Consider the following 24,110-nt stretch of genomic DNA (forward strand, 5'->3'; position numbering starts at 1 on the left):
GGCGTGCGCTTTAGCGAGGCGTCGGACTATACCCCAGCTCGTACGACAGCTTGCGCGCGCATTCGCGCAGGGCCGTGTCGATCTCGCCGCCCCAGCTAATGTCGAACGCGCCTTCGTGACCGAGCGCGACGAGGCCGAGCGCGAGTTCGCCGGTCGAGTCGAACACCGGCATGCAGAACGCGTGGATGGTCGGCAGCAGCATGCCTTCGACGCGCGCCGCTTCGTGCTCGCGCACTTCCGCGAGCGCGCGTTCGACTTCCTCGCGCGTGCGCGGCACGCCGATATGCGACGAGCGGCGCGTGTCGGCCAACTCGCGCTCGAGCATCGCTGCGGTTTTGCCTGTGGGCAGATAGGCCGCGAACAGCAAGCCGGTCGCGGAACTGAGGAGCGGCATCACGTCGCCGAGCTTGAGCGACGCTTTTGCCGGGTGGCTCGACTCCATCCAGTGGACCATGGTCGGCCCCTGGTTGCCCCACACGGCGATGCCGACCGTCAGGTCCAGGCGGTCGCGCAATTCGGCGAGCGCGATACGCGCGAGCTTCACGCCGTCGACGCGCGCCAGCCGCGCGAGTCCGAGTTGCAACGCGAAGCCGCCGAGTTCATAGCGCCCCGACAACGGATCCTGCGCGACGACGCCGAGCCGCAAAAAGCTCACCAGATAGCGGTGCGCTTTCGCCGGACTCATGCCCGCGCGCTGCGCGAGGTCGCGCAGCATCATCGCGCGCGGCTCGTGAGTGAGCACGTCGAGCAGCCTGAAGCCGACTTCGATCGACTGGATTCCCGAGCGCAGTTTTTCCTCGCCGGCGTCGGCGGTGTCGTCGTCGGTGTCGGGCGCTTCGGCTGCGTCGAGCGGTTCGGCTGCGGGGTCAGCATCGTGAGCAATGGCGCCGGAGCGGGCAGTGTGCGGCATGAGCAAAAGGCGCTAAGCGCGTTCAAAAGCAATGTAGGAAGAACCGGCTGCGGCGCGCATGCAATGCGCGTCTTGCCGGCCAGGGCGCACCGGACTTGGGCGGCGCCGATTCACCATCGTAGAATAGATTCCCCTTATCGTCACTAACACGGTTCATTCCTCCATGAAACTTGCCACGCTGAAGGACGGCACGCGCGACGGCCAACTGATTGTCGTGTCCCGCGATCTGCATACCGCTGCCGTTGCCGACGCGATCGCGCCCACGTTGCAGCGCGTGCTCGACGACTGGGCCTTCTACGCGCCGCAATTGCTCGACCTGTACGACGCGCTCAATCAGGGCCGCGCGCGCAACACCTTTTCGTTCGACGCGAGCGACTGCATGGCGCCGCTGCCGCGCGCGTTCCAATGGGCCGACGGGTCCGCGTATGTGAATCACGTCGAACTCGTGCGGCGCGCGCGCGGCGCGGAAATGCCGCCGGAATTCTGGACCGACCCGCTGATGTACCAGGGCGGCAGCGACGATTTCATCGGTCCGAAAGACGACGTGGTGTGCGCGTCGGAAGCGTTCGGCATCGACTTCGAGGCGGAAGTTGCCGTCATCACGAGCGACGTGCCGATGGGCGCCACGCCCGACCAGGCGCTCAGAAGCGTGCGCCTCATCACGCTCGTCAACGATGTCTCGCTGCGCAACCTGATTCCCGCCGAACTCGCGAAGGGCTTTGGCTTTTTCCAGAGCAAGCCGGCTACGTCGTTTGCGCCCGTTGCGGTCACGCCCGACGAACTGGGCGAACATTGGCGCGAAGGCCGCGTGCATCGGCCGATGATCGTCCATTGGAACGGCAAGAAAGTCGGCCAGCCGGATGCCGGTACTGACATGGTGTTTCACTTCGGCCAACTGATCGCACACTCGGCGAAAACGCGCAATTTGCGCGCGGGCGCAATTGTCGGCTCGGGCACGGTGTCGAACAAGGACGCGAAGCGCGGCTATTGTTGTATCGCCGAAAAGCGCTGTCTCGAGACCATCGAGCACGGCGCGCCGCAGACCGAGTTCATGAAGTACGGCGACACGGTGAAAATCGAAATGTTCGACGAAGCGGGCAAGTCGATTTTCGGTTCCATCGAGCAGAGCATCGCACCGCTCGACTGACGCGGCACGCGCGCCGGTCCGAAAGGGTTTCGCCCGATGCCGCTGCCATCGCGCGCCGCTACACTGACTGGCGCGGCGGCATCGGCGGATGATTAGAACGAAGCAGAACAAAAACTCATGTGAGGAGACACCATGCGGCGAGCTGGATCGTTGGAAGCGGGGATGGCGGGCGCTTGCGGGCAGCGTGCGCGCGCGGGCATAGGGCGCGTGTTCGGGGAGCGGTTCGCGCAGCAGGTTGCGCGACAGGAGAAGCGGTTCGCGTGGTTCGTGCGCTTGATGCCTCTTGTGCGTCGCCCGGCGATTTTGTTCGCGATGTTTGCCGCACTGTCGCCCGCCGTCGCGCTTGCTCAGGTCAAGATCGGGCTCGTGCTGTCGCTGACAGGACCGGCCGCGTCGCTCGGCATTCCCGCGCGCGACACGGCGAGCTTGCTGCCTAAACAGATCGGCGGGCAGAGCGTCGAATACATCGTGCTCGACGATGCATCGGACACGACGCAGGCCGTGCAGGACACGAAGAAGCTGATCTCCGAAAATCACGTCGACGCGATCATCGGTTCTTCGATCACGCCGAATTCGCTCGCGATGATCGACGTGGTCGCCGACGGAACGACGCCGATGATCTCGCTGGCGTCGTCGGCGAAAATCATCGAGCCCGTGGATGCGAAGCGCCACTGGGTATTCAAGACCCCGCAAACGGACGCGATGATGGCCTCGGCGATTGCCGAGCACGCGAGCACGCGCGGCGTTAAAACGGTCGCGTTCATCGGCCAGGCGGACGCGCTCGGCGAGACTTTTTACAACGAAGTCGCGAAGTTTGCGCAACTGCATCACATGCAGATGGTGGCGAGCGAGCGCTTTAACCGCACCGATCCGAGCGTGACCGGCCAGGTGCTGAAAATCCTCGCGACGCATCCCGATGCCGTCGTGGTCGGCGCGGCCGGCACACCCGCCGCACTGCCGCCGAAGACGCTGCGCGAGCGCGGCTACAAAGGGCTGATCTATCACAATCACGGCGTGGGCAACAACGACTTCCTGCGCGTGTGCGGCGCCGATTGCAACGGCACGTTCCTGCCCGCGAGCCCGGTGCTGGTGGCGGCGCAATTGCCGGCGGATCATCCGGCGAAGCGTCTTGCACTCGATTACATCGCGCGTTTCGAGGCGCTGCGTGGCGCAGGCACGGTGTCGGCGTTCGGCTCCTACACCTGGGACGCGGGCATGCTGCTCAATCATGCCGTGCCGATCGCATTGAAGGCGGCCTCGCCGGGCACGCCGGAATTCCGCCGCGCGTTGCGCGACGCGCTCGAAACCACGCGCGGTCTCGCGGACACCAATGGCGTCGTCAACATGAGCCCCACGGACCACCTCGGTCTCGACCAACGCGCACGCGTGATGGTCGAAATCAGGAACGGCAAGTGGGTTTATCAGCCGCGTTAGCGTTAAATCGACTTACGACGCGCGCCACGCGCGCCTTTACCGACACACGGATCGATCGCCATGTCAGAGCAAGCTCACAGCAACGACGCGTTTTACGCACACTACCGGTCGCTTCGACTGCGTCGCCATCAGCACGGCGTACTTGAAGTGGTGATGAGCGGCGAAGGCGCGAACAAAAGCGCGCTCGCCACCGCGGACGCGCGCATGCATTACGAGCTTGCGGAAATCTGGCGCGACATCGATCGCGATCCCGACACGCGCGTCGCGATTATTCGCGGCGAGGGCAAGGGCTTTTCGGCGGGCGGCGATCTGCAACTCGTCGAAGACATGGCGACCGATTTCGATGTGCGCGCACGCGTGTGGCGCGAGGCTCGCGACCTCGTCTATAACGTGATCAATTGCAGCAAACCGATTGTCTCGGCGATGCATGGTCCGGCGGTCGGTGCTGGGCTGGTGGCTGGACTGCTCGCGGATATTTCGATCGCGTCGAAAACGGCACGCATCATCGACGGGCACACGCGGCTCGGCGTCGCTGCCGGCGATCATGCGGCGATCGTCTGGCCGCTTCTGTGCGGCATGGCGAAGGCCAAGTACTACCTGATGCTGTGCGAGCCGGTGAGCGGCGCCGAGGCGGAGCGCATCGGCCTCGTCTCGCTTGCCGTCGACGAAAACGATCTGCTGCCCAAAGCATTCGAAGTCGCGCAAAGGCTTGCGCACGGCTCGCAGACGGCGATCCGCTGGACCAAGTATGCGTTGAACAACTGGCTGCGCTCGGCCGGCCCGGCGTTCGATACGTCGCTTGCGTTGGAGTTCATGGGCTTCGCGGGGCCCGACGTGCGCGAAGGCGTGAACTCGCTGCGCGAGCGGCGCGCGCCGGATTTCGGCGGCGCCGATCCGTGGCGCGAGCGGTGAGAGCGGCGGCTCGGTCTGACGGCTCCTGCGCGTGATGCTCACCATGAGAGCCGTGGCGTGATTGGGTAGAGGCGGCGCATGGTGAGTACGCTTGGGGCCGCGGCCCGATCTGGCGGCATCAGCGCGTCGCGAAAACGGCGACAGCCACCGTGCGATCAGGCAACGCCGCGCGCGGTATGATCGGATTCAGATGCGTGTGCGCGGTACTCAGCGCGTTTGTGCGCTCTTTGTTCCGTGCTTTTTCAGTTAATGCAGCGAGGCGACAAGCATGACCGACACACCTGGCTCAACGCCGCCGTTTCCTGGCTTCCCTGGTTTTCCGCCCGCCGACATGCTCGAGAGCATGTGGGACATGATGCGCCTGTCGCCGTTCGGCTCCGCGTTTTCGGGCGCGCAGCCGGGCGCGGGCCTCGGCCCATCGCTGTCGATGATGTCCGACATGATGGCGCCGCTCACCAATGTCGAGGAACTCGACAAGCGCATCACCGACATGCGCGCCGTCGAGCAGTGGCTCAAGCTGAACCTGAGCATGCTGCAGTCCGCGATTCAGGCGCTCGAGGTGCAGCGCGCGACGCTTGCGACGCTGCGTGCGTTCGGCGCGTTCGCGCAACAGTCGATGGCGCAGCCTGCGGCGGCGGCCGAGGCGAAGTCGCCGGCGCCCGCGCCGAGCCCGTCGGCGGCGAGCGGCTGGCCGAATTCGCCAGCGTCGGCTTCGGCTTCCAGTTCCGCGGAAAGCGCGAGCGCCGCTGAATCTGCGAGCGATGAGCAAGCCGAGCCCGCCACGCCGAGCTTCGATGCATCGGCATGGTGGAATCTGCTGCAATCGCAATTCAATCAGATCGCCCAGTTCGCGATGACGCAGCCGGCGGCCGGCGCAGCGGGTGCTGCCGGCGCGGCCACGAGCGGCGGCGCGCAGGCGGACTCGGCCGACGACCACCTGGACGAGGCGAGCGAAGCGGTAGGCGGCGCGACGGATGTGCCGCGACCATCGCCGGCGGACGTTGCAGCGGCAGCCGCGGCGTCCGGTGGATCGAGCGGCAGCGCTGAGTCTGCCGCCAAGCGTCCCGCGGCGAAGCGAGCGCCGACCGCGACGAAGCGCACCGCCGCCGGCACCGGCAGCAACGCGTCGAAAGCGCCCAAAAAGTCACTGTAAGCACGCGCGCCGGACGGCGGCGCGCATCGACTGTCGGCGGCAAACAACAGCAGAAATCGCCGACTGTCACCGTTTTGTCCCCGATCGCCCGTCACACTCCGCCGATTGCGCGCCTCATTGAGACACGTCAAGCGGGCACCGGAATTGCGTCTGTCCCCGCGCGGGTTTGGGCAAATCAGCGTGCTATCATTGGAAGGTATTTGTTTGGCTTTTGGGCGTGCGCTGAAAAACAACCAATCCAGCCGCCCTTGCTCAATTCGCCGCCGGCACGACCGGCGCAGGGCTGGACGGTGCGGTTTTCATCGCAGACTGGCTCGACCTCAGGCATAGGGTATCCCTCACCCACGGTTGGCCGCGCAGCGCGTAACGTTGAGCATGCAAATTTTGCGTTAGCCGCTCTTCGCGCAAGCGCCCGGACTTCTTCGCTGCCCGTGCATCCAGGCGGCCGGTTACCGCGTAAAATTGAAGGCTTGGCCGGCGAACGGCGCGCCATTCGGGCACAACGCCCGGTGCACCAGGTTCGTCGTCAGCAAGAGTGCTACACGTAGTAGTGACAGACACACACAGTATGTGCAGAACAGGGGTGGGACTATGAACACCATGCTTTATCCGGAACTTTATAAATCGCTCGAATCCGTTCGATGGGACATGGAGAAAGACATTCCCTGGGACAAGTTCGATGCATCGCTATTGACCGACGAGCAGGCCGCGACGATCAAGATGAACGCGATCACCGAATGGTCGGCGCTGCCCGCCACGGAAATGTTCTTGCGTGACAACCATCACGACAGCGATTTTTCCGCGTTCATGAGCGTGTGGTTCTTCGAAGAGCAAAAGCATTCGCTGGTGCTGATGGAATACCTGCGCCGCTTCAAGCCCGAAATGTGCCCCACCGAAGAAGAACTGCACGCCGTGCGCTTCGAATTCGATCCGGCGCCGCCGCTCGAAACGCTGATGCTGCACTTCTGCGGCGAAATCCGCCTGAATCACTGGTATCGCCGTGCGGCCGAATGGCACACCGAGCCGGTCATCAAGCACATCTACGAAACCATTTCGCGCGACGAAGCGCGGCATGGCGGCGCCTACCTGCGCTACATGAAGAAGGCGATGGTGCAAACCGGCGACATCGCGCGCGCTGCGTTTGCGAAGATCGGTGTGCTGATGGCGTCGGCGCGCCGCACCGAAAAGCCGCTGCATCCCACGAATCTGCACGTCAATCAGGCGCTGTTCCCGCGCGACACGATCCAGTCGCGTCTGCCCGACCCCGAATGGCTCGAGCGCTGGCTCGACGAGCAGATCCGTTTCGACGACGGTTGGGAAAAGAAGGTCGTCGAGCGCATTTTGCACAATCTGTCGCTGCTGTTCGAACGCACGTTCAACACCGCGCAGGAACTGAACCGCTATCGCAAGGAAGTGGTGGCGCGCCTGCAGGCCGACCAGAAATCGGCGGAACAGCCGGCTTAATGGCCGAGCGCTCGTAAGTTCCGGTTCGACGCTTCTGATTCGTAAAAAAGACGGCCCGGCAGGCATCAGCTTGCCGGGCCGTTCCGTTTCATGACTCGGTTCGATCGGCTCTATCTGCGCGGCTTCATCAGGTCCTTTTTGATCGGTTTTGCGTTCTCGATACGGCTCGCGGTGTATCGTGACGGCGCTCCTTCTGTCTCTTCCACATCCTCATGGCTGCCATTTTCGAACGCAAGATTCTCACGCGCGACGCACTCGTCGCATTGCGCCCTTCACTGAAGTCGCCGGTCGTCTTTACGAACGGCGTGTTCGACATCCTGCATCGCGGGCATGTGACCTATCTCGCCGATGCCAAAGCCCAGGGCGCTTGCCTGATTGTCGGCGTGAATAGCGACGCGTCGGTGCGCATGCTCGGCAAGGGCGACGACCGTCCGATCAACAACGAAGCCGACCGCATGGCGCTGCTCGCGGCGCTGGAAAGCGTCGATTACGTCGTTTGCTTCACGGAAAAGACGCCGGTCGATCTTATCTCGGCGGTGCGTCCGGACGTGCTCGTGAAGGGCGGCGATTACGACATGGATGCGTTGCCGGAATCGGCCATCGTGCGTGGCTGGGGCGGTAAGGCGTTGGCGATTCCGTTCGAGCACGATCGCTCGACTACGGCGCTGCTCAACAAGGTTCGCACGCAGGGTTGAATGTGGCGCGCGGTTTCACCGCTATTGCGGTAACGCTGACGCCGCGATCGGCGCAGCCGGGGCCGGCGCGCCGACTACTGCCTGGTCGCCCGCCTCGGCGGCAGTGATCGGGCGCACCTTCAGCCCATCGGGATGCACTTCCCGGCTCAGATGATTGGGTTCCCGTCCGCTTGCGGTGGGCGTCGGACCGAATACGCCGCGCACCGCGACGAATGCCAGAAGGTTGGCTAGAAACAAAATGGCAATCAGCCAGCGCAGCATCGTTTTATTTTCCCATCTATAAGCTGAGTCAGTTTAGCCGCCGGTATCGATCCGCTGCGAATTCGAGTCATGCCGCTGCACCACGACATCGAGCCGTGTCGATCATATTCGACTGTGCTTTAAGCGTCGCGCTCCGAAGCGATCAATGCGAGCCCGGACAAGACCAGCGAATCGTGGCGAGTATGCGGCACTTTCAACGCGCTCGCCACTTCGTCCGCCGCGCCGCCGCCGATCACAAGGCGCACCGGCACCTGCCATTCATCCTGCAAGTCGCGCCACATCCGTTCGACGAGACCCGCTTGCGCGAGCGTGCAACCGGCAGAGAGCGAACGCGGCGTGTCTGTCGCAAAGGACGGCCCGCGACGGGCCGCGTCCCGCGTGCCGCGAGCGTCGTCGTCGAGAAGATCGCGCGCGGCGTCGGCGTCGAGCGTCGGCAATTGCGCCGTGTGCTCGCCGAGCGAGCGCATCATCAAGCTCCAGCCCGGCGCAATCAGTCCGCCGACGAAGCAGCCGTCCGCGCGCAACGCTTCGAGCGTGGTCGCGGTGCCGAACGTCGCGATCAGCAGATGCTCGCCCGGAAACGCCGCGTGCGCGCCGATCATGCCGGCCCAGCGGTCGCTGCCGAGCGCATGCGGCGTCGTATAGCTGTTGGTCACGCCGCATTGGCGTTCGCGTGCGCGGATCGTGGTGAGCGGCAAGCCCGGCCACTGCGTGTGAACGAGTTCGGCGATGCGCGCCGCGACCGCATCGCCGGCGACATTCGATAACCACGCGCCGCCCGGCGCGGGCAGCTTTGACCACTCCGGCGAATCGCCATCCCCATGCGCAAGCGCCCCGGCCGCAATCTGCGCACCGTCCGCCGCCACCAACGCCCATTTGACGCGGCTATTGCCCGCGTCGATCAAAAGATGAGGCGCGCCGCGCGTCATGCGGCACCGTCGGCGAGACGCAGCGACACGTCGCCGGTCGCGATGCTCTGCCGTCCCGCAGCCGTGTCGAGCAGCAACTGACCGCGTTCATCGACGCCCGCAGCCACGCCGCGCGTGACTTCCTGGCCTTGCTCGAGCAGCACGACCTCGCGGCCCGCGTACGCGTGCACCGCGTTCCAGCGCGCCTGGAAGGGCGCGAAACCTTCCGCGCCGAAGCGCTGCAAGGCGGGTTCGAGCGCATTGAGTTCGGCCGCGAGCGTATCGGTGAGATTGGCGTTCGGCAGCGCGCGCTGCAACGCGGTCGGCGCCGTGCCGCGCGCCTGCGGCGGCGCGTCGGCGTTCAGCGCGCCGATCTTCGCGGCGAGTTCGTCGGCGCCCTTCACGTTCGTGCCGATGCCGATCACGACCGCGCTCGCGTGCTCCGTGCTCCACGCGGTTTCGATCAGAATGCCCGCGAGCTTGTCGCCTTCGAGCAGTACGTCGTTCGGCCACTTCAGTGCGATCTGGCCGGGGCCCGCGACCGGCAACGAACGCAATCCGTCGACGAGCGCAACACCCACCGCGAGGCTCAATCCCGCGAGCCCTTCGAGCGGACGCGGCAGCACACAGGCCACCGAAAACAGCAGCGCATTGCCCGGCTCCGCGTACCACGGACGGCCGCGCCGGCCGCGCCCGGCGGTCTGCAGATAAGCGACCCGCACGATCGGCCGCGGCAGCGCGCCCGCTTTGCGCGGCAGCGCCTTCACGCGCGACATGAGGTCGGCATTGGTCGAGCCGGTTTCCTCGACGATTTCGATTGGCCAGTCATGCGCATGCGCGCCGAAAAGCGCGACGGCGCGTTCACGGTCGATGCGCCAGTCAGCTGCGTTCGCGGCAGCGGCCGGACCTTGGGGCGGAGTGCGGGAAGCGTTCATGTCCCATATTGTAACGACAGCGAACCGCGCGAGGCCGCGCGCACGGTCGTTCCGCTGCGCCTTCGCTACAATGGCCGCTAATCCGATAACCAGATTGCAGCGATCCTTGAACTACGACACTCCGCCCGGCCTCGAAGTCGCGGCCGGCAGCCAAGGCAAGATCGTCCGGCTCTCGGGCCAGTGGACGGCGCTCGCGCTCGCGCGCGATCGCGCAACCGGACACGTGATCCCGCAACTGCGCTCGCTCGAGGGCGCCGAAGGCATCGGCCAGTGGGACCTGTCGCGTATCGACCGGATGGACCATGTGGGCGGCCAGGCGCTGTGGCGCGTGTGGGGCCACAGAATGCCGCCCGACACCGAGCTGACCGACACGCAGCGCGACATCTTCGAGCGCATCGCGTTGCTCGACACGGTTCGCGAGACGGCTGAACCTGTCATCAGGTTCGATCCGTTTACGCGGCTCGGCCTCGCGATTTTCTCGTTCTTCGAGCATCTGTACGGCGGCGTCGCGATGCTCGGGCGCGTCGTGCTCGATCTGCTCGCCATCGCGCGCAAGCCGGCCATCACGCCGTGGACGGAAATCTCCGCGAACATCTACAACGCCGGCACGAAGGCGCTGCCGATCACCGCGCTGGTCGCGTTCCTGATCGGCATCGTGTTGAGCTATCTGTCGGCGCAGCAACTGCGGCTCTTCGGCGCGAATCAATACATCGTCAATATTCTCGGGCTTTCGGTGATTCGCGAACTCGGCCCCGTGCTGTCGGCGATTCTCGTGGCCGGCCGCTCGGGCTCGGCGATCACCGCGCAGATCGGCGTGATGCGCGTGACCGAGGAACTCGACGCGATGCGCGTGATGGGCATTCCACACGGCTTGCGGCTGATTCTGCCGCGCGTGATCGCGCTCGGCGTGGCGATGCCGCTGCTCGTGATGTGGACCGACATCATCGCGCTGACGGGCGGCGCAGTCGCCGCGAAGATCGTGCTCGGCATCGACATGAGCTACTTCGCGCGCGCGTTGCCGGGCGTCGTGCCGGTGGCGAATCTGTGGATCGGGCTCGGCAAGGGGGTCGCGTTCGGCATGCTGATCGCGATTGCCGGCTGTCATTTCGGCTTCCGTATCAAGGCGAATTCGCAGAGCCTCGGCGAAGGCACGACGACATCGGTGGTGACGTCGATCACGATCGTGATTCTCGCCGACGCCGTCTTTGCCATCCTGTTCCAGAACGTGGGGCTCGGATGATCGCGCCGCTCACTCAGGCCGTGCGCGGCCAGCCGATGCCTTCGATCGCCGAGCCGGTGATCGAGGTGATCGACGTCACCAAGCGCTATGGCCGCAACATCGTGCATCAGCATCTGAATCTCGACGTGCGGCGCGGCGAAATCCTGTCGATTGTCGGCGGTTCGGGATCGGGCAAGACCACGCTCGTGCGGCAGATTCTCGGCCTGGAGCGGCCGTCGTCGGGAACCATCAAGCTGTTCGGCGAGGACCTCGCGACCATTTCGCCCGAAACCGCGCTGCTGATGCGCAGCCGCTCCGGCATGCTGTTTCAGCGAGGCGCGCTGTTCTCGTCGCTGTCGGTGTTCGACAACGTCGCGCAGCCGGTGCGCGAACTCGGCAAGGTGCCCGAAGACCTGCTGCGCGACATCGTGATGCTGAAGCTGGAGATGGTCGGCTTGCCGTGCAAGCACGCGTCGAAAATGCCGTCGGCGCTGTCGGGCGGAATGATCAAGCGCGTCGGCATTGCGCGCGCGATCGCGCTCGAACCGGAGCTGCTGTTTCTCGACGAGCCGACGGCCGGCCTCGATCCTCAGGCGTCCGATGAGTTCGTCGAACTGATCTCGGCGCTGCATCGCGCGCTCGGCCTGACGGTCGTGATGGTCACGCACGACCTCGATACGATGGTCGCGCTGTCCACGCGCGTCGCGGTGCTGGCGGACCGCAAGGTGCTGGTCGCCGCGCCCGTTGAAGAAGCGGCGGGCGTCGATCATCCGTTTATCCGCGAATATTTTCTGGGCTTGCGCGGACGCCGCGCGTTGCAGGCGCTGCCGCCCGAGCGCCGCGCGAAGCTGCCGCGCGCGGCGCTCGAGCCGGCGTCGTCGGAATTGCCGCTGTGAAATTGCCGCTGTAAATCAGGGAACCTGGTAATGGAAAACAAATCACATGCGTTCTGGGCTGGGCTCTTCACGATCGTGCTGCTCGGCGCGATTGCCACGGCGGCATTTTTGTTCAATGTCGACCGCGCCGTGCGCGTGCCGTACGATCTGATTGCGCGCACCAACGTAACGGGCCTGTTTACCGACGCCGCCGTGCGCTATCGCGGGCTCGACGTCGGCAAGGTGCAGTCCATCAAGTTCGACCGCGCTCATCCTGGGCAGATTGTGATCCGCATTCTCGTCGACACGCATGCGCCGATCACGCATTCCACGTTCGGCAGCCTCGGCTTTCAGGGCGTGACGGGCATTGCGTTCATTCAGCTTGACGACACCGGGCGCGATCCGTCGCCGCTCGCTTCGTCGCCGAAACAGGTTGCGCAGTTGCCGATGCGTCCAGGCTTGCTCGATCAGTTGCAGCAACGCGGCGACGTGCTGCTGAAGAAGCTCGAAAAAGTCACGGACGACGTCGACAATCTGTTGTCGCAGGAAATGGTCGACCAGTTGCACGGCACGGCGGCCAGCATCCAGAAGGCCGCGGACGGCGTCGCCACGCTCACGCAGCAGATGGCGCCGGCGGCCGGCAAGTTGCCCGCGACCATCGACAAGCTGGACAGGACGCTCGTCTCGACCGACCAGTTGATCACGAGCTTGAACCGCCCCGATGGTCCGTTCGAGATGAACCTGAACAAGGTAGGCACCGCCGCACAACAAGCCGGCGACGCGCTGACGCAGATGAACGGCTCGTTGCAGGAACTGTCGGCGCGAGTCGGCTACGACACGCTGCCGCGCGTCAATTCGCTCGCCGAGGACGTGCGCTCGGCGGCGCGCTCGGTCGACCGGGCCGCCGATACGTTCAGCACCAGTCCGCGCAGCGTGTTCTTCGGCGCACCGACTGCGGCGCCTGGGCCCGGCGAGGCCGGCTTTACGTGGCCCGCCACGAGCGCCGGGAAATGAATCTGAAGGTTTGAAGAAAGGAAGATTGTCATGTCACGCTCCATTCACCGGTTGTTGTCCTCGCGCGTCACGCGTGCGGGTGCGGCGTGCGCGGCGCTCGTCGCCGCCGGTCTGCTGGCCGCGGGCTGCACGAGCACGCCGGCGGCGCTGTCGGACATCCGTTATGACTTCGGTCCGCCGAAGCCGGCATCGTCGGCGGGAACACAGCCGGCCGTGAAAGTGCTCGACGTGAGCGCGCCCGAAGTGCTGCGCTCCGACAAGCTCGTGTACCGGATCGGCTATGCGGACTCGCAGCAGGTCGCCGCGTACGCGAACAGCCATTGGACGATGCCGCCATCCGAGCTGCTCACGCAGCGTCTGCGCGGCGCGCTCAGTTCGCGCGGCACGGTGCTGACGGGCGCCGACGGCGTCCCGGCGCCGGTGCTGAAAGTCGATCTGAACGAGTTCGAGCAGGTTTTCGACAGCCAGGCGCAAAGCCATGCGGCGGTGACCGCGCGCGCCACGCTGACGCAGAACGGCAAGGTGATCGGCCAGCGCACTTTCATTTCGCGTGCGCCGTCCCGTTCCGCCGACGCCGCCGGCGGCGCGCAGGCGCTCGCCGCCGCCAGCGACGACCTCGTCGCGCAAATCGGCGCGTGGCTCGGCGTCCAGGCGCTGGTCGCCGCGCAATGACGCCCGCGCAGCGCACGCAACGGAGCGCTGCATGAGCGAACGATCCTGGCTGCGCCGCCCGTCGGTGCTCTCGCGGCAAGCGTTGGTGCTGTACACCGCGCTGATCGTCTACGGTTCGTGGTATCCGTTTTCGGGCTGGCGTTCGCTCGGCCTCGGTCCGTTGGCGTACCTGTCGGACCCGATGCCGCAGTACCTTACGGCGTTCGACGTCGTCACGAATGTGCTCGGCTATATGCCGTTCGGCGCGCTGATGGTGCTCGCGCTTTACCCGCGCTGGCGCGGACCGCTCGCGGTTGCGCTCGCGTTCGTGCTGGGCGGACTGCTGTCGGGCGTGATGGAAGCCGTGCAAACCTATCTGCCGACGCGCGTCGCTTCCAACCTCGATCTCGCGGCCAACGCGCTCGGCGCGCTGCTCGGCGCTGCGATCATGTCGCCCGCCACCGGCGCGCTGCTCGACCGCGGCTTGCTGCGGCGCTTGCGGCTCATGTGGTTCGAGCGCGACAGCGCGGCGCTCGCGTGTCTCGTAACGGCATGGCCGTTTGCGACGATGTATCCGTCGCCGCGTCTGTTCGGACTCGGCAACTGGCCGCGTGCGTTGTGGACACGGTTCGATTCGACGACGCAGGACGCGCTCTTCGCATGGGCGCCGGCCGGCTGGCACGTCGGCGCCTGGCCGGCGTGGGTCGCCGCGTGGTTGCCGGACGACGGCTGGGAAGCGCTCATCACGACGCTCAATCTGTTCGCCGCGCTGGCGCTCGCGTCGCTGACGGTGCGCCGGCATGCGCCGCGCGTGCGGCTGCTGCTGCTGTTCATCGTCGTGGCTTTGGGCGTGAAGGCGGGCGCGACGTTTCTGCAATCGCAATCCGGCCTCGCGTTCGATTGGGCGACGCCCGGCGCGCTCGCGGGGCTCGGCTGCGGCGCGCTGCTCGGGCTTGCCGCGCTGCGTCTCACGCGCAGCGCGCGAGCGGGGCTGGCCGCCAGTGCGCTCGTCGTGACGCTGGTGTTCGTCAATCTGCTGCCGGTGAATCCTTATTTCGACGTCGTGCTGGCCGACTGGCGGCAAGGACGGTATCTGCACTTCAACGGCCTCGCGCGCTGGCTCGCGTGGGTCTGGCCTTATGCGGCGCTGGTGTGGCTCGCGTTTGTCGTCGAACGCGTGTGGTTGGGGCGGCGCACTCGGCGCGCTTGAGGGCGGGGGCGGGATGCGTGTGGCGGGGTGGGGCTTGCCCGCTCGCTATAATTGTTTGCTACGGGCGGTCGGCAAGAGGCTCTCGGTCGTCCGCACGCCAACAGTTACCGCCCGCCGCTACGATCAGCGAACAAAACCTCGCGCCGCTGCGCCGAACGGCGTTCTGCTGCACTATTGCCCTTCCGACAGTCTCCCTCTGCGTACATCATGGATTCCTTCTACAAGTATCACGTCTTCTTTTGCCTGAATCAGCGCGAGCCGGGCGCGGAGCGGCCGAGCTGCGCGAATTGCAACGCGCAGGCCATGCAGGAGCACGCAAAAAAGCGCGTCAAGAAACTCGGCCTCGCGGGGCCCGGCCAGGTGCGCATCAACAAGGCCGGCTGTCTCGACCGCTGCGAGCTGGGTCCGACGCTCGTGGTCTATCCGGAGGGCGTCTGGTACACGTACGTGGATGAAAGCGACATCGACGAAATCGTGGACTCCCATCTCGCGAACGGCAAAATCGTAGAGCGTCTGAAGATCGATCAATAAGCGCCGCCATGAACGTACACACCAAGAAGTATCTGATCGACGGCCCGGTCGGCAAGATCGAGGTCGCGCTGGACCTGCCCGACGAAGCGCGCGAAAACGGCGCCGCGCCGCGCGGCATTGCGCTCGTCGCGCATCCGCATCCGCTCTTCGGCGGAACGATGGACAACAAGGTCGCGCAGACGCTCGCGCGCACGCTCGTCCAGTTGAACTACGTGACGTATCGCTCGAATTTTCGCGGCGTCGGGCAAACGCAAGGTGAACACGACGCCGGCATCGGCGAGCGCGACGATCTGCGCGCCGTGCTCGATCACATGCGCGCGCAGCCGGGGCACGAAGAACTGCCGCTCGTGCTGGCGGGTTTCTCATTCGGCACGTTCGTGCTGTCGCACGTGGCCGCGAAGCTGCGCGACGAAGGCCAGCAAATCGAGCGCATGGTGTTCGTCGGCACCGCGGCGAGCCGCTGGGAAGTCGCGCCGGTGCCGGAAAACACGCTGCTGATTCACGGCGAAACCGACGATACCGTTCCCATTCAATCGGTTTACGACTGGGCGCGGCCGCAGGAATTGCCGGTCGTCGTGATTCCGGGCGCGGAGCATTTCCTGCATCGCAAGCTGCACATTCTGAAGCGGATCATCGTCGACGCATGGCGTTGATGCGGCGGGCGCCGCGCGTTTTCCGGGGTACAGGTACGCGAAAACGCACAATTAATCGCCTGCCACTACGCGAAGTTACCCGAGCAGCGCGCGTATAATGGGCGCTCTTTTTTGGGCGCAGCACGGCTTGTGCGGCAGTTCGCGCGACGCGTAGCTTCTTTTCACGCGCGCAGCGGTGCCGCCTGCAAGTGTGCTGCGCGAACCGATCGCGTGGCCGGAAGTCCAATGGGCGCCCGCGCCGTTACGCTTGATGTTGTTGCGGCCCGACGCTCGCCGACCGGCTCTTCCCACTATGCGCCCTGCGCGTTGTATTTTTCTGCACGAACCGACCCTATGCGTTTTTCGACCTCCGGCCGCCTGTCTTTCCCCTCTGTTGCATCCTTTGTTCCTTCCACGCCAGCCCGCGCATTCGCGCTCGGCGTCGTGCTGCCCGCAACGCTCGTGGCCAGCACCGCGTTCGCGCAAGTGCCGCCGCCGGCGGTGAACGCGCGCTCGTGGGTGCTCGTCGACGCGACCAGCAATCAGGTGCTCGCGTCGGGCAATCCCGACGAACGCGTGGAACCCGCTTCGCTCACAAAGCTGATGACCGCGTATCTCGTCTTCGAAGCATTGCAGACGAAGAAGATCACGATGGACCAGACGGTGACGCCGGGCGAAGCGGTGCGCCGCGTGCGCACGGACGAATCGCGCATGTTCATCGAGGCGAACAAGCCCGTCACCGTGCACGATCTGGTGTACGGCATGATCGTGCAGTCGGGCAACGACGCAGCGATCGCGCTGGCCGAACTGGTCGGCGGCAGCGAGTCGCAGTTCGTCAACATGATGAACACCGAGGCGCAGCGCCTTGGCATGAAGCACACGCATTTCGCCGACGTGAACGGCATGCCTGACCCGCAGCACTACACGACCGCCGGCGACCTCGCGGTGCTGTCGGCGCGTCTGATTCGCGACTTCCCTGACTACTACAACATCTTCTCGGTCAAGGATTTCACGTACAACAAGATCAAGCAGCCGAACCGCAATCGTCTCTTGTGGATCGACCCGACAGTGGACGGCCTGAAGACCGGCCACACGCAGGCCGCCGGCTACTGCCTCATCGCAAGCGCGAAGCGTTCGCTGCCGGGCACGCCCGACGCATCGCGCCGGCTCGTCTCCGTGATGATGGGCGAGACCAAGGAACACGACCGCGTGCAGGACAGCCTGAAGATGCTGAACTACGGCTACTCCGCGTACGACACGGCGCGCCTCTACAAGGCGAATCAGGTGGTCGGCACGCCGCGCGTCTACAAGGGCGCGCAGGACACCGTGCAGATCGGCGTGAAGAGCGATCAGTACATCACCGTGCCGAAGGGCATGGCCGACAAGGTCAAGCCGCAGATCGAGCAGATCGATCCGCTGATCGCGCCGATCGCCAACGGTCAGCAGGTCGGCACCGCCAAGCTGGTTGCCGACGGCAAGGTGCTCGCGCAATTCCCGGTGGTCGCATTGCAGGCCGTGCCGCAGGCCGGCGTGGTGGGCCGCGTGTGGGATTCGCTGATGCTCATGTTCAACAAGAAAAAGTAAAGACCTGACTGCGATGACCGATCTTCCCGATGTTTCGCTCGAACCGATCGTTTATCTGAACGGCGAAGTGGTGCCGTTGTCCGAAGCGCGCGTGCCGGTTCTCGACCGCGGCTTTATTTTCGGCGACGGCATTTACGAAGTCGCGCCGCTGTATGCGCGCGCGAGCGGCCGCTTGGCGTTCCGCTTCGAGCATCACCTGGCGCGCCTTGCGCGTTCGCTCGAGAAGATCGGCATCGTCAATCCGTTGGACAACGCCGGCTGGCGCGCGCTGATCGAGCGCGTGACCGAGGCGAACGAAGCCGAGGCCGGTCTCGCCGCCGACCAGGACGCGATTGCGTACATCCAGATCACGCGCGGCGTCGCGAAGCGCGCTCACGCGTTTCCCGCAGGCATCCAGCCGACGGTGTTCGTGATGGTCACGCCGCTCACTCTGCCGGGCGCCGCACAGCGCGCGGCGGGCGTGCGCTGCGTGAGCGCCGAGGATCGCCGCTGGCTTCATTGCGACATCAAGTCCGTGTCGCTGCTCGGCAACGTGCTGATGGCGCAATACGCGGCCGAAAACGATGCGCTCGAAACCATCCAGTTCCGCGATGGCGTGCTGACCGAAGGGTCGTCGTCGAATGTGTGGGTGGTGAAGAACGGCGTGCTGGCCGCGCCGCCGCGCAGCCACAAGATTCTCGAAGGCATCCGTTATGGGCTGATCGAGGAACTCGCGGCGCAATGCGGCATTCGCTTCGAAGTGCGCGAGATCGCCGAAGCCGAGGTGCGCGCTGCCGACGAAATCCTGATCAGTTCCGCGACCAAGGAAGTGCTGCCCGTCACGCAGCTCGACGGCAAGCCGGTCGGCGACGGCAAGCCGGGCGCGGTGTTTGCGGCGCTGTATGCGGCGTATCAGCGAGCCAAGGCAGAACAGGCGTGAGCGGCAAGGAGCAAGCCATGAATCCGGCGGAAGAATCACTTATTGAGTATCCGTGCGATTTCCCGATCAAGATCATGGGTAAATCGCATCCCGAGTTCGCCGAGACGATCGTCTCGGTGGTCCGGCAGTTCGATAGCGAAGTCGACGCATCGCGCGTCGAAACGCGTCCGTCGAGCGGCGGCAACTACACCGGACTGACGGTGACCGTGCGTGCGATCAGCCGCACGCAGCTTGACGACATTTATCGCGCGCTGACCGGACATCCGATGGTCAAGGTGGTGCTTTAAGTTTTACGCGCCGGTTGGTGCCGCGTTAGGGCGCGACGCGCAATGCGTTCGCGTTCGCCGTCCCGCCGGTGCTTGTTGCGTTTGCGGCACCTTCAGCGCTCTTGCTTGCGACACGCGCCGCCGGCCCGGCCTCGCAGACCTGGTCGAAAAGCAGCTTGAACCGCCCCACCTCCCCGAACACCCAGTCCCGGAACGCCTTCACCCTCGCGGTTTCCAGCATCTGCGGCGTGCAGATGAAGTAGTACTGCCACGGGCTCGGCCCATCCACATCGAAAAGCCGCACGAGGCGGCCCGCAGCGATCTCGTGCATCGCCAGCGAGCGGCGTGTGAGCGCGATGCCCTGACCGTCGATAGCCGCCTGCAACAGATTCGACGAATCCTGATACAGCACGCCCCGTTTCGGCTCCGGCCAGTCGGTGAGTCCGGCGGCGTCGAACCACGGACGCCACAGTTCGTCGTCGGAACGCAGTAGCGGCAGATTGGCCAGATCGGCCGGCGTTTTGGGCAGCTTGCCGCCGTTGAAATTCGGCGCGCAAGCCGGGAAGAAGATTTCCTCGAGCAGCAGCTCGGAATACAGGCCCGCATATTTGCCGTAGCCGAAACGGATTGCCACGTCGACGTCGTCGCGCGCGAAGTCCGTCAACGCGTTGGTGGACAGCAGTTCCAGGTCCCACTGCGGATGCGCCTCGATAAAGCTGCCGATGCGCGGCGTCACCCAGCGCGCGGCAAACGACGACAGCATCGACACCACCAGCCGCCGTTCGCGGTCGCCGGCGCGAATTTCGCGCGTGGCGTCGGACAGCGCGGTAAGCGCCGTGCGCACGTGGCTAGCGTAGCGCCTGCCGGTTTCGGTGAGCCGCACGCGCTTGCCGTCGCGCGCAAAGAGCGACACGCCAAGCTCGGCCTCGAGCGCCCGGATCTGATGGCTGACCGCGCCGTGGGTGACGAAAAGCTCGTCCGCGGCGCGCGAAAAGCTTTCGTGGCGGGCGGCCGCCTCAAAGGCCTTGATCGCATTCAGTGGTGGAAGATGGCGCAGCTCCATCGCAATTTTTCTCACATAGAGGTGAAAATTGATCGTTTTGCGTAAGCCCTTGCTACGCCTACGATTGTAGCCATGAAACGACTTTTGGCGAGGGCATCATGCGAGAAATATCCTCTAGCATCGCGTATGAAATTCGTAGCGGCGAAACGCTGCCCCTGAAGGTGGCGCGCAGCACCAAGCTGGTCGTGCGCGGCGGCGCGGTGTGGGTGACGCGCAGCGACGATACCGAAGACTACTGGCTGCAGCCCGGCCACACGCTGAGATTGCGGCGCGGCGAACGGCTGTGGCTGAGCGCCGAGGGCACGCCCCGCGCGACGGTCGCGTTTTCGGTGCCGACGCGTTGCGACGAGCGCGCGCTGAACTGGTTTGCGCGCATCGGCGAGCGCCTCGCGGCGCGGATGCGCGGAGGCTGGCGCACCGTTTGACGGCGGACGCCGCGGCGTGTCCGCGGCGACGTCGGGCGGGCATTGCCGTATTTCGGTAAACTGCCGGGATCATGTCCGCCTCTCCGGTTTCTTCATCTCTATTGCCCGCCGCGGCGCCGCTCACGCTGCGCTGGCGCGGCAACGAACCCTACGAAGCCAGTTTCGAAGCGATGCGCGCGTTCACCGACGCGCGCACCGCCGACACATCCGACGAAATCTGGCTGGTCGAACATCCGCCCGTCTTCACGCTTGGCCAGGCCGGCGATCCCGCGCACCTGCTGGCTGCCGACAGCGGCATCCCGCTCGTGAGAGTGGACCGCGGCGGCCAGATCACGTATCACGGCCCAGGCCAGGTGGTGGCCTATCTGCTGCTCGATCTGCGGCGCCGCAAACTGATGGTTCGCGAGATGGTCACGCGGATCGAGCAGGCCGTGATCGACACCCTTGCGGCGTATAATCTCGCCGGAGAACGCAAGGCGGGCGCGCCCGGCATTTATGTCGCGCCCGGGCCGCAGGCCGGCTTGCATGCCGGCGCGAAGATTGCCGCGCTCGGCCTCAAAATCCGCAACGGCTGCAGCTATCACGGCGTCAGCCTGAACGTGAAAATGGATTTACGGCCGTTTCTGGCCATCAACCCTTGCGGCTACGCGGGGCTCGAAACAGTCGACATGGCAACGCTCGGCGTTGTGGCCGGCTGGGACGACGTGGCCCGCACCCTTGCAGCACGCCTCACCGCAAACCTCGACGGCAGTCCCGCGGCCGTCGACCAACCGCAGGCCGGTGCGCTCACCGCCTGACTGGATCGAACGAATGACTGACGTTACCGCGAACCTCGCAGCTTCTCCCGCGCCCGAAGGCGTGCCGGCATCCGCTGCTGCCTACGACGCCACGGCGAAGCAGAAGGCTCAAGCCAAAACCGCCCGTATTCCCATCAAGATTGTTCCGATTGAAAAGCTCAAGAAGCCGGACTGGATTCGCGTCAAAGCGGCAACCGGCAACTCGCGCTTCTACGAAATCAAGCAGATCTTGCGCGAGCACAATTTGCATACGGTGTGCGAGGAAGCGAGCTGCCCGAATATCGGCGAATGCTTCGGCAAGGGCACTGCGACCTTCATGATCATGGGCGACAAGTGCACGCGGCGCTGCCCGTTTTGCGACGTCGGACATGGCCGTCCCGATCCGCTCGATGCGGACGAGCCCGCGAACCTGGCGCGCACCATCGCCGCGTTGAAGCTCAAGTACGTCGTGATCACCAGCGTGGATCGCGACGATCTGCGCGACGGCGGCGCGGCGCACTTCGTGGAATGTATCCGTCAGACGCGCGAGCTGTCGCCTGACACGCGCATCGAAATTCTGACACCGGATTTCCGTGGACGTCTCGACCGCGCGCTCGGCATTCTGAACGCCGCTCCGCCCGACGTGATGAATCACAACCTCGAGACCGTGCCGCGTCTGTATAAGGAAGCCCGGCCGGGTTCGGACTACGCGCATTCGCTGAAGCTGCTCAAGGACTTCAAGGCACTGCATCCGGACGTCGCGACCAAATCAGGCCTGATGGTGGGCCTCGGCGAAACCGAAGAAGAGATCTTGCAGGTCATGCGCGATCTGCGTGAGCACGACGTGGATATGCTCACCATCGGTCAGTATTTGCAGCCTTCCGAACACCATCTGCCGGTGCGTTCTTATGTGCACCCGGATACCTTTAAGATGTACGAGGAAGAGGCGTACAAGATGGGCTTCACGCACGCAGCAGTGGGCGCGATGGTGCGCTCCAGCTACCACGCCGATTTGCAGGCGCATGGAGCCGGCGTGGTGTAAGCGCCTCGCGCTTTGCTCCGCCGGTTTGAAGAGTGCCCGCACATGTTGCGGGCATTTTTATTCGCGGTAGGCAAGACGCAAAACGCAAAACGCGAAACGCCGGCCCGCGAGCGCGGCGACTGCGGCGCGCTACCGGTAGTACCGCGCGAGCAACATGCAAATGGATGCGAGCGTGCCGCCGACTATCGAAAACGGAATCGTGAATGCGATAAAGCGGTCGCGCACAGCCGGATTTTCGATGACGTAGTCGATGAGATTGGGCATGTGAGTTCTCCGGTAAGCGTGAGCAAAAAGTATATCTGATCACGTTAAATTTAGTTAGGTTAACGAATAATGCGATGCGGCGAACGACGCGGCGACCACAGCGGTCATGACGAGTGATGGCCACATCAGCGTTCCTTCCTGCTTGCCGTCACGGCGCCGATAGCCAGGGCGGCGTGTGGAATCCACCGCGCCGAACGAAACCAGAATCGACGCGACGACGATAAAGCCGACGTACCACAACAAGCCCGCCAGCATCAGCGCAAGTGTGCCGCGCGTCGGTGCATCGCCCAGCGCGCATCCAATCTCGTAGCAGGCGCTCGCGCACATCGAAATGACGACCCATAAAAGTTGTCCGTCGCGTATCGATCGGACAGCAATTCCCTTCGACGTCTGTCGATACGAACGCGAGAAACTGAGAAGCGGCAGCAGCGCAATCGGACCCAGCGCGGGCACGCCGATATTGAAAAAGAGCCAGCTCGAGCGGCTAAGAAATTCGATCATGAAAGAGGTCAGGCGATGAAGACTCACGCATCATCCCGAACGCATCCTACAAGCGTCAATCAGCCGAATGGCCAGCTTGTTTTAAGGCATCGCAATCGCGCATCATGTGCGGAAGCCGGCGCACTGAGCGTTCGAGCAGCGGCTCGCAACCAACGTAACGTGAAAAGCAATGCTCGAACAGCGTGATTTGCAATCGCGGATTTGTTAGAACCGCATAAGGGCAAACTCCCTATAGTCGAAAGCCTCCCAGACAACATCCGCTACAAGGGGCTTTTGATGAACCGTCTCCGCCGTCCGCTCGCCGCGTTTGCGACGCTGCTCGCCCTGTCCGCGCTGTTCGCTTCCACCGCGCGCGCCGACGCCAAAGAAGTCGTGATTGCGTATCAGGACATGGTGGTGCCGTGGCGCTACGCGCAGGCAACGGGTGAAGTCGAAAAGGCGACGGGCTACAAGGTCACGTATCGCAAACTCGGCAGCGGCGCCGACGTGATTCGCGCGCTCGCCTCAGGCTCGGTGCAACTGGGCGAGGCCGGATCGAGCCCGATCGCGGCGGGCTTGTCGCAAGGTGTCGACATTTCGTTGTTCTGGATTCTGGACAACATCAACGACGCCGAAGCGCTCGTCGCGCGCGACGGCTCGAATGTCGCGAGCATCGCTGCCCTGAAGGGCAAGAAAATCGGCGTGCCGTTCGTGTCGACGTCGCATTTTCATACGCTCGTGGCGCTGCAAAGCGCGGGCGTGAATCCGTCGGATGTGAAGATCGTCAATCTCCGTCCGCCTGAAGTCGCGGCCGCGTGGGAGCGTGGCGACATCGATGCAACGTATATCTGGGACCCGGTGCTCGCGAAGGTCAAGAAGAACGGCAAGGTGCTCATTACTTCGGGCCAGATCGCGCAGCAAACCGGCAAGGCGACGTTCGACGGATTCGTCGTCGATCGCAAGTTCGCGCAGGACAACGCGGAGTTCGTGGCGCGCTTCGTGAAGGTGCTGGCCGCCAACGACGCGAGTTATCGCGATCACACATCGGCGTGGACCGCGGCCTCGCCGCAAGTCCAGGCCGTCGCCAAAGAGTCCGGCGCGAACGCGCAGGAAGTGCCGGCGAGCCTCGCGCTCTATGCGTTTCCGACGCCGGCGCAGCAGGCGTCGAATGCGTGGCTTGGCGGCGGCGCGCAATCGGGCGCAGCGAAGTCGCTTGCGGCAACGGCTGCGTTCCTGAAAACGCAGGGCACGATTCAGAACGTGCTGGCCGATTATTCGGCTGGCGTCGATCCGCGGTTCGTGCAGCGCGCGGCGCAATGACCGCCGCATGAGGCTTCACG

General features: G+C 64.7%; 27 protein-coding genes. 20 read left to right on the forward strand and 7 right to left on the reverse strand.

All coding sequences use genetic code 11. The annotated features are described in order from the left end of the window. Positions 1–10: 10 nt before the first annotated feature. A complete protein-coding gene (locus tag P0D87_RS10155) occupies positions 11–910 on the reverse strand; it encodes an IclR family transcriptional regulator (protein ID WP_053857437.1) in 900 nt (299 codons plus the stop codon). Positions 911–1,073: 163 nt separating this feature from the next. On the opposite strand from P0D87_RS10155, the gene P0D87_RS10160 reads away from it, so the two are divergent. The 6 genes from P0D87_RS10160 to rfaE2 all read left to right on the forward strand — a co-directional run bounded on the left by P0D87_RS10160 (position 1,074) and on the right by rfaE2 (position 7,715). Beyond that, positions 1,074–2,057: a fumarylacetoacetate hydrolase family protein gene (locus P0D87_RS10160; RefSeq protein WP_053857438.1), complete on the forward strand. Its 984-nt coding sequence runs from the start codon at positions 1,074–1,076 to the stop codon at positions 2,055–2,057. 132 nt (positions 2,058–2,189) lie between these two features. Further along, complete coding sequence (locus P0D87_RS10165) at positions 2,190–3,491, forward strand: ABC transporter substrate-binding protein (protein ID WP_082366930.1); 1,302 nt, start codon at positions 2,190–2,192, stop codon at positions 3,489–3,491. 60 nt (positions 3,492–3,551) lie between these two features. Beyond that, positions 3,552–4,403 (forward strand): enoyl-CoA hydratase/isomerase family protein, encoded by an 852-nt coding sequence (locus tag P0D87_RS10170; RefSeq protein WP_029969614.1) that lies wholly within the window; start codon positions 3,552–3,554, stop codon positions 4,401–4,403. Between the two features lie 268 nt (positions 4,404–4,671). Then, complete coding sequence (locus tag P0D87_RS10175) at positions 4,672–5,556, forward strand: PhaM family polyhydroxyalkanoate granule multifunctional regulatory protein (protein WP_053857439.1); 885 nt, start codon at positions 4,672–4,674, stop codon at positions 5,554–5,556. A gap of 591 nt (positions 5,557–6,147) precedes the next feature. Continuing rightward, positions 6,148–7,020 (forward strand): ferritin family protein, encoded by an 873-nt coding sequence (locus P0D87_RS10180; RefSeq protein WP_006048129.1) that lies wholly within the window; start codon positions 6,148–6,150, stop codon positions 7,018–7,020. Positions 7,021–7,232: 212 nt separating this feature from the next. After that, complete coding sequence (gene rfaE2 / locus P0D87_RS10185) at positions 7,233–7,715, forward strand: D-glycero-beta-D-manno-heptose 1-phosphate adenylyltransferase (protein ID WP_029969621.1); 483 nt, start codon at positions 7,233–7,235, stop codon at positions 7,713–7,715. 21 nt (positions 7,716–7,736) lie between these two features. Here rfaE2 and P0D87_RS10190 read toward each other — a convergent pair whose 3' ends face one another. From P0D87_RS10190 to P0D87_RS10200, 3 genes are all read right to left on the reverse strand, one after another. Further along, a complete protein-coding gene (locus tag P0D87_RS10190; protein WP_006048127.1) occupies positions 7,737–7,976 on the reverse strand; it encodes a hypothetical protein in 240 nt (79 codons plus the stop codon). 119 nt (positions 7,977–8,095) lie between these two features. After that, on the reverse strand, positions 8,096–8,905 hold the full coding sequence (locus P0D87_RS10195) for a type III pantothenate kinase (protein ID WP_053857440.1): 810 nt from the start codon (positions 8,903–8,905) through the stop codon (positions 8,096–8,098). Continuing rightward, positions 8,902–9,819: a biotin--[acetyl-CoA-carboxylase] ligase gene (locus P0D87_RS10200; RefSeq protein WP_006048125.1), complete on the reverse strand. Its 918-nt coding sequence runs from the start codon at positions 9,817–9,819 to the stop codon at positions 8,902–8,904. The genes P0D87_RS10195 and P0D87_RS10200 overlap by 4 nt, the downstream gene beginning before the upstream one ends. Positions 9,820–9,925: 106 nt before the next feature. Here P0D87_RS10200 and P0D87_RS10205 point away from each other — a divergent pair, with 106 nt between their 5' ends. The 10 genes from P0D87_RS10205 to P0D87_RS10250 all read left to right on the forward strand — a co-directional run bounded on the left by P0D87_RS10205 (position 9,926) and on the right by P0D87_RS10250 (position 18,741). After that, the gene (locus tag P0D87_RS10205; protein ID WP_044020539.1) at positions 9,926–11,059 is read left to right on the forward strand and encodes an MlaE family ABC transporter permease; all 1,134 of its coding nucleotides are present in this window, start codon (positions 9,926–9,928) and stop codon (positions 11,057–11,059) included. Then, a complete protein-coding gene (locus P0D87_RS10210) occupies positions 11,056–11,934 on the forward strand; it encodes an ABC transporter ATP-binding protein (protein ID WP_029969630.1) in 879 nt (292 codons plus the stop codon). The genes P0D87_RS10205 and P0D87_RS10210 overlap by 4 nt, the downstream gene beginning before the upstream one ends. Positions 11,935–11,964: 30 nt before the next feature. Then, the gene (locus tag P0D87_RS10215; RefSeq protein WP_053857441.1) at positions 11,965–12,927 is read left to right on the forward strand and encodes an MlaD family protein; all 963 of its coding nucleotides are present in this window, start codon (positions 11,965–11,967) and stop codon (positions 12,925–12,927) included. A 30-nt stretch (positions 12,928–12,957) separates the two neighbouring features. Beyond that, the gene (locus P0D87_RS10220; protein ID WP_006048120.1) at positions 12,958–13,599 is read left to right on the forward strand and encodes an ABC-type transport auxiliary lipoprotein family protein; all 642 of its coding nucleotides are present in this window, start codon (positions 12,958–12,960) and stop codon (positions 13,597–13,599) included. 31 nt (positions 13,600–13,630) lie between these two features. Continuing rightward, on the forward strand, positions 13,631–14,788 hold the full coding sequence (locus tag P0D87_RS10225; RefSeq protein WP_029969634.1) for a VanZ family protein: 1,158 nt from the start codon (positions 13,631–13,633) through the stop codon (positions 14,786–14,788). A gap of 207 nt (positions 14,789–14,995) precedes the next feature. Beyond that, complete coding sequence (locus P0D87_RS10230) at positions 14,996–15,319, forward strand: (2Fe-2S) ferredoxin domain-containing protein (RefSeq protein WP_006048118.1); 324 nt, start codon at positions 14,996–14,998, stop codon at positions 15,317–15,319. Between the two features lie 8 nt (positions 15,320–15,327). After that, positions 15,328–15,972, forward strand: a complete 645-nt coding sequence (locus P0D87_RS10235) for an alpha/beta hydrolase (RefSeq protein WP_053857442.1) — start codon at positions 15,328–15,330, stop codon at positions 15,970–15,972. A gap of 333 nt (positions 15,973–16,305) precedes the next feature. Beyond that, complete coding sequence (locus P0D87_RS10240) at positions 16,306–17,535, forward strand: D-alanyl-D-alanine carboxypeptidase family protein (protein ID WP_006048116.1); 1,230 nt, start codon at positions 16,306–16,308, stop codon at positions 17,533–17,535. A gap of 13 nt (positions 17,536–17,548) precedes the next feature. Further along, positions 17,549–18,454, forward strand: a complete 906-nt coding sequence (locus tag P0D87_RS10245) for a D-amino acid aminotransferase (protein ID WP_053857443.1) — start codon at positions 17,549–17,551, stop codon at positions 18,452–18,454. A gap of 17 nt (positions 18,455–18,471) precedes the next feature. After that, positions 18,472–18,741 (forward strand): HP0495 family protein, encoded by a 270-nt coding sequence (locus P0D87_RS10250; protein WP_006048114.1) that lies wholly within the window; start codon positions 18,472–18,474, stop codon positions 18,739–18,741. Positions 18,742–18,766: 25 nt separating this feature from the next. Here P0D87_RS10250 and P0D87_RS10255 read toward each other — a convergent pair whose 3' ends face one another. Next, positions 18,767–19,783: a transcriptional regulator GcvA gene (locus P0D87_RS10255; protein WP_029969636.1), complete on the reverse strand. Its 1,017-nt coding sequence runs from the start codon at positions 19,781–19,783 to the stop codon at positions 18,767–18,769. 98 nt (positions 19,784–19,881) lie between these two features. Between P0D87_RS10255 and P0D87_RS10260 the strand changes: the two genes are divergently transcribed. The 3 genes from P0D87_RS10260 (at position 19,882) to lipA (ending at position 22,026) form a co-directional block, all read left to right on the forward strand. Beyond that, on the forward strand, positions 19,882–20,208 hold the full coding sequence (locus P0D87_RS10260; RefSeq protein ID WP_053857444.1) for a DUF2917 domain-containing protein: 327 nt from the start codon (positions 19,882–19,884) through the stop codon (positions 20,206–20,208). A gap of 71 nt (positions 20,209–20,279) precedes the next feature. After that, on the forward strand, positions 20,280–21,005 hold the full coding sequence (gene lipB, locus P0D87_RS10265) for a lipoyl(octanoyl) transferase LipB (RefSeq protein WP_006048111.1): 726 nt from the start codon (positions 20,280–20,282) through the stop codon (positions 21,003–21,005). 13 nt (positions 21,006–21,018) lie between these two features. After that, positions 21,019–22,026, forward strand: a complete 1,008-nt coding sequence (gene lipA / locus P0D87_RS10270; RefSeq protein ID WP_029969641.1) for a lipoyl synthase — start codon at positions 21,019–21,021, stop codon at positions 22,024–22,026. 129 nt (positions 22,027–22,155) lie between these two features. On the opposite strand, the gene P0D87_RS10275 is transcribed toward lipA, so the two are convergent. After that, positions 22,156–22,290: a hypothetical protein gene (locus P0D87_RS10275; RefSeq protein WP_321175769.1), complete on the reverse strand. Its 135-nt coding sequence runs from the start codon at positions 22,288–22,290 to the stop codon at positions 22,156–22,158. A gap of 54 nt (positions 22,291–22,344) precedes the next feature. After that, complete coding sequence (locus P0D87_RS10280; protein ID WP_029969642.1) at positions 22,345–22,791, reverse strand: hypothetical protein; 447 nt, start codon at positions 22,789–22,791, stop codon at positions 22,345–22,347. A 276-nt stretch (positions 22,792–23,067) separates the two neighbouring features. On the opposite strand from P0D87_RS10280, the gene tauA reads away from it, so the two are divergent. Further along, the gene (gene tauA / locus P0D87_RS10285; protein WP_053858944.1) at positions 23,068–24,090 is read left to right on the forward strand and encodes a taurine ABC transporter substrate-binding protein; all 1,023 of its coding nucleotides are present in this window, start codon (positions 23,068–23,070) and stop codon (positions 24,088–24,090) included. Positions 24,091–24,110 lie beyond the last annotated feature (20 nt).

The organism is Paraburkholderia sp. RL17-368-BIF-A (genome assembly GCF_046054045.1).
GTDB classification, from domain to species: domain Bacteria; phylum Pseudomonadota; class Gammaproteobacteria; order Burkholderiales; family Burkholderiaceae; genus Paraburkholderia; species Paraburkholderia graminis.

Excerpts from the sequence above, each read along its gene's own strand:
- P0D87_RS10155 (WP_053857437.1), bottom strand. The coding sequence starts at position 910 with ATGCCGCACACTGCCCGCTCCGGCGCCATTGCTCACGATGCTGACCCC.
- P0D87_RS10160 (WP_053857438.1), top strand. The coding sequence starts at position 1,074 with ATGAAACTTGCCACGCTGAAGGACGGCACGCGCGACGGCCAACTGATT.
- P0D87_RS10165 (WP_082366930.1), top strand. The coding sequence starts at position 2,190 with ATGCGGCGAGCTGGATCGTTGGAAGCGGGGATGGCGGGCGCTTGCGGG.
- P0D87_RS10170 (WP_029969614.1), top strand. The coding sequence starts at position 3,552 with ATGTCAGAGCAAGCTCACAGCAACGACGCGTTTTACGCACACTACCGG.
- P0D87_RS10175 (WP_053857439.1), top strand. The coding sequence starts at position 4,672 with ATGACCGACACACCTGGCTCAACGCCGCCGTTTCCTGGCTTCCCTGGT.
- P0D87_RS10180 (WP_006048129.1), top strand. The coding sequence starts at position 6,148 with ATGAACACCATGCTTTATCCGGAACTTTATAAATCGCTCGAATCCGTT.
- rfaE2 (WP_029969621.1), top strand. The coding sequence starts at position 7,233 with ATGGCTGCCATTTTCGAACGCAAGATTCTCACGCGCGACGCACTCGTC.
- P0D87_RS10190 (WP_006048127.1), bottom strand. The coding sequence starts at position 7,976 with ATGCTGCGCTGGCTGATTGCCATTTTGTTTCTAGCCAACCTTCTGGCA.
- P0D87_RS10195 (WP_053857440.1), bottom strand. The coding sequence starts at position 8,905 with ATGACGCGCGGCGCGCCTCATCTTTTGATCGACGCGGGCAATAGCCGC.
- P0D87_RS10200 (WP_006048125.1), bottom strand. The coding sequence starts at position 9,819 with ATGAACGCTTCCCGCACTCCGCCCCAAGGTCCGGCCGCTGCCGCGAAC.
- P0D87_RS10210 (WP_029969630.1), top strand. The coding sequence starts at position 11,056 with ATGATCGCGCCGCTCACTCAGGCCGTGCGCGGCCAGCCGATGCCTTCG.
- P0D87_RS10215 (WP_053857441.1), top strand. The coding sequence starts at position 11,965 with ATGGAAAACAAATCACATGCGTTCTGGGCTGGGCTCTTCACGATCGTG.
- P0D87_RS10220 (WP_006048120.1), top strand. The coding sequence starts at position 12,958 with ATGTCACGCTCCATTCACCGGTTGTTGTCCTCGCGCGTCACGCGTGCG.
- P0D87_RS10225 (WP_029969634.1), top strand. The coding sequence starts at position 13,631 with ATGAGCGAACGATCCTGGCTGCGCCGCCCGTCGGTGCTCTCGCGGCAA.
- P0D87_RS10230 (WP_006048118.1), top strand. The coding sequence starts at position 14,996 with ATGGATTCCTTCTACAAGTATCACGTCTTCTTTTGCCTGAATCAGCGC.
- P0D87_RS10235 (WP_053857442.1), top strand. The coding sequence starts at position 15,328 with ATGAACGTACACACCAAGAAGTATCTGATCGACGGCCCGGTCGGCAAG.
- P0D87_RS10240 (WP_006048116.1), top strand. The coding sequence starts at position 16,306 with ATGCGTTTTTCGACCTCCGGCCGCCTGTCTTTCCCCTCTGTTGCATCC.
- P0D87_RS10245 (WP_053857443.1), top strand. The coding sequence starts at position 17,549 with ATGACCGATCTTCCCGATGTTTCGCTCGAACCGATCGTTTATCTGAAC.
- P0D87_RS10250 (WP_006048114.1), top strand. The coding sequence starts at position 18,472 with ATGAATCCGGCGGAAGAATCACTTATTGAGTATCCGTGCGATTTCCCG.
- P0D87_RS10255 (WP_029969636.1), bottom strand. The coding sequence starts at position 19,783 with ATGGAGCTGCGCCATCTTCCACCACTGAATGCGATCAAGGCCTTTGAG.
- P0D87_RS10260 (WP_053857444.1), top strand. The coding sequence starts at position 19,882 with ATGCGAGAAATATCCTCTAGCATCGCGTATGAAATTCGTAGCGGCGAA.
- lipB (WP_006048111.1), top strand. The coding sequence starts at position 20,280 with ATGTCCGCCTCTCCGGTTTCTTCATCTCTATTGCCCGCCGCGGCGCCG.
- lipA (WP_029969641.1), top strand. The coding sequence starts at position 21,019 with ATGACTGACGTTACCGCGAACCTCGCAGCTTCTCCCGCGCCCGAAGGC.
- P0D87_RS10275 (WP_321175769.1), bottom strand. The coding sequence starts at position 22,290 with ATGCCCAATCTCATCGACTACGTCATCGAAAATCCGGCTGTGCGCGAC.
- P0D87_RS10280 (WP_029969642.1), bottom strand. The coding sequence starts at position 22,791 with ATGATCGAATTTCTTAGCCGCTCGAGCTGGCTCTTTTTCAATATCGGC.
- tauA (WP_053858944.1), top strand. The coding sequence starts at position 23,068 with ATGAACCGTCTCCGCCGTCCGCTCGCCGCGTTTGCGACGCTGCTCGCC.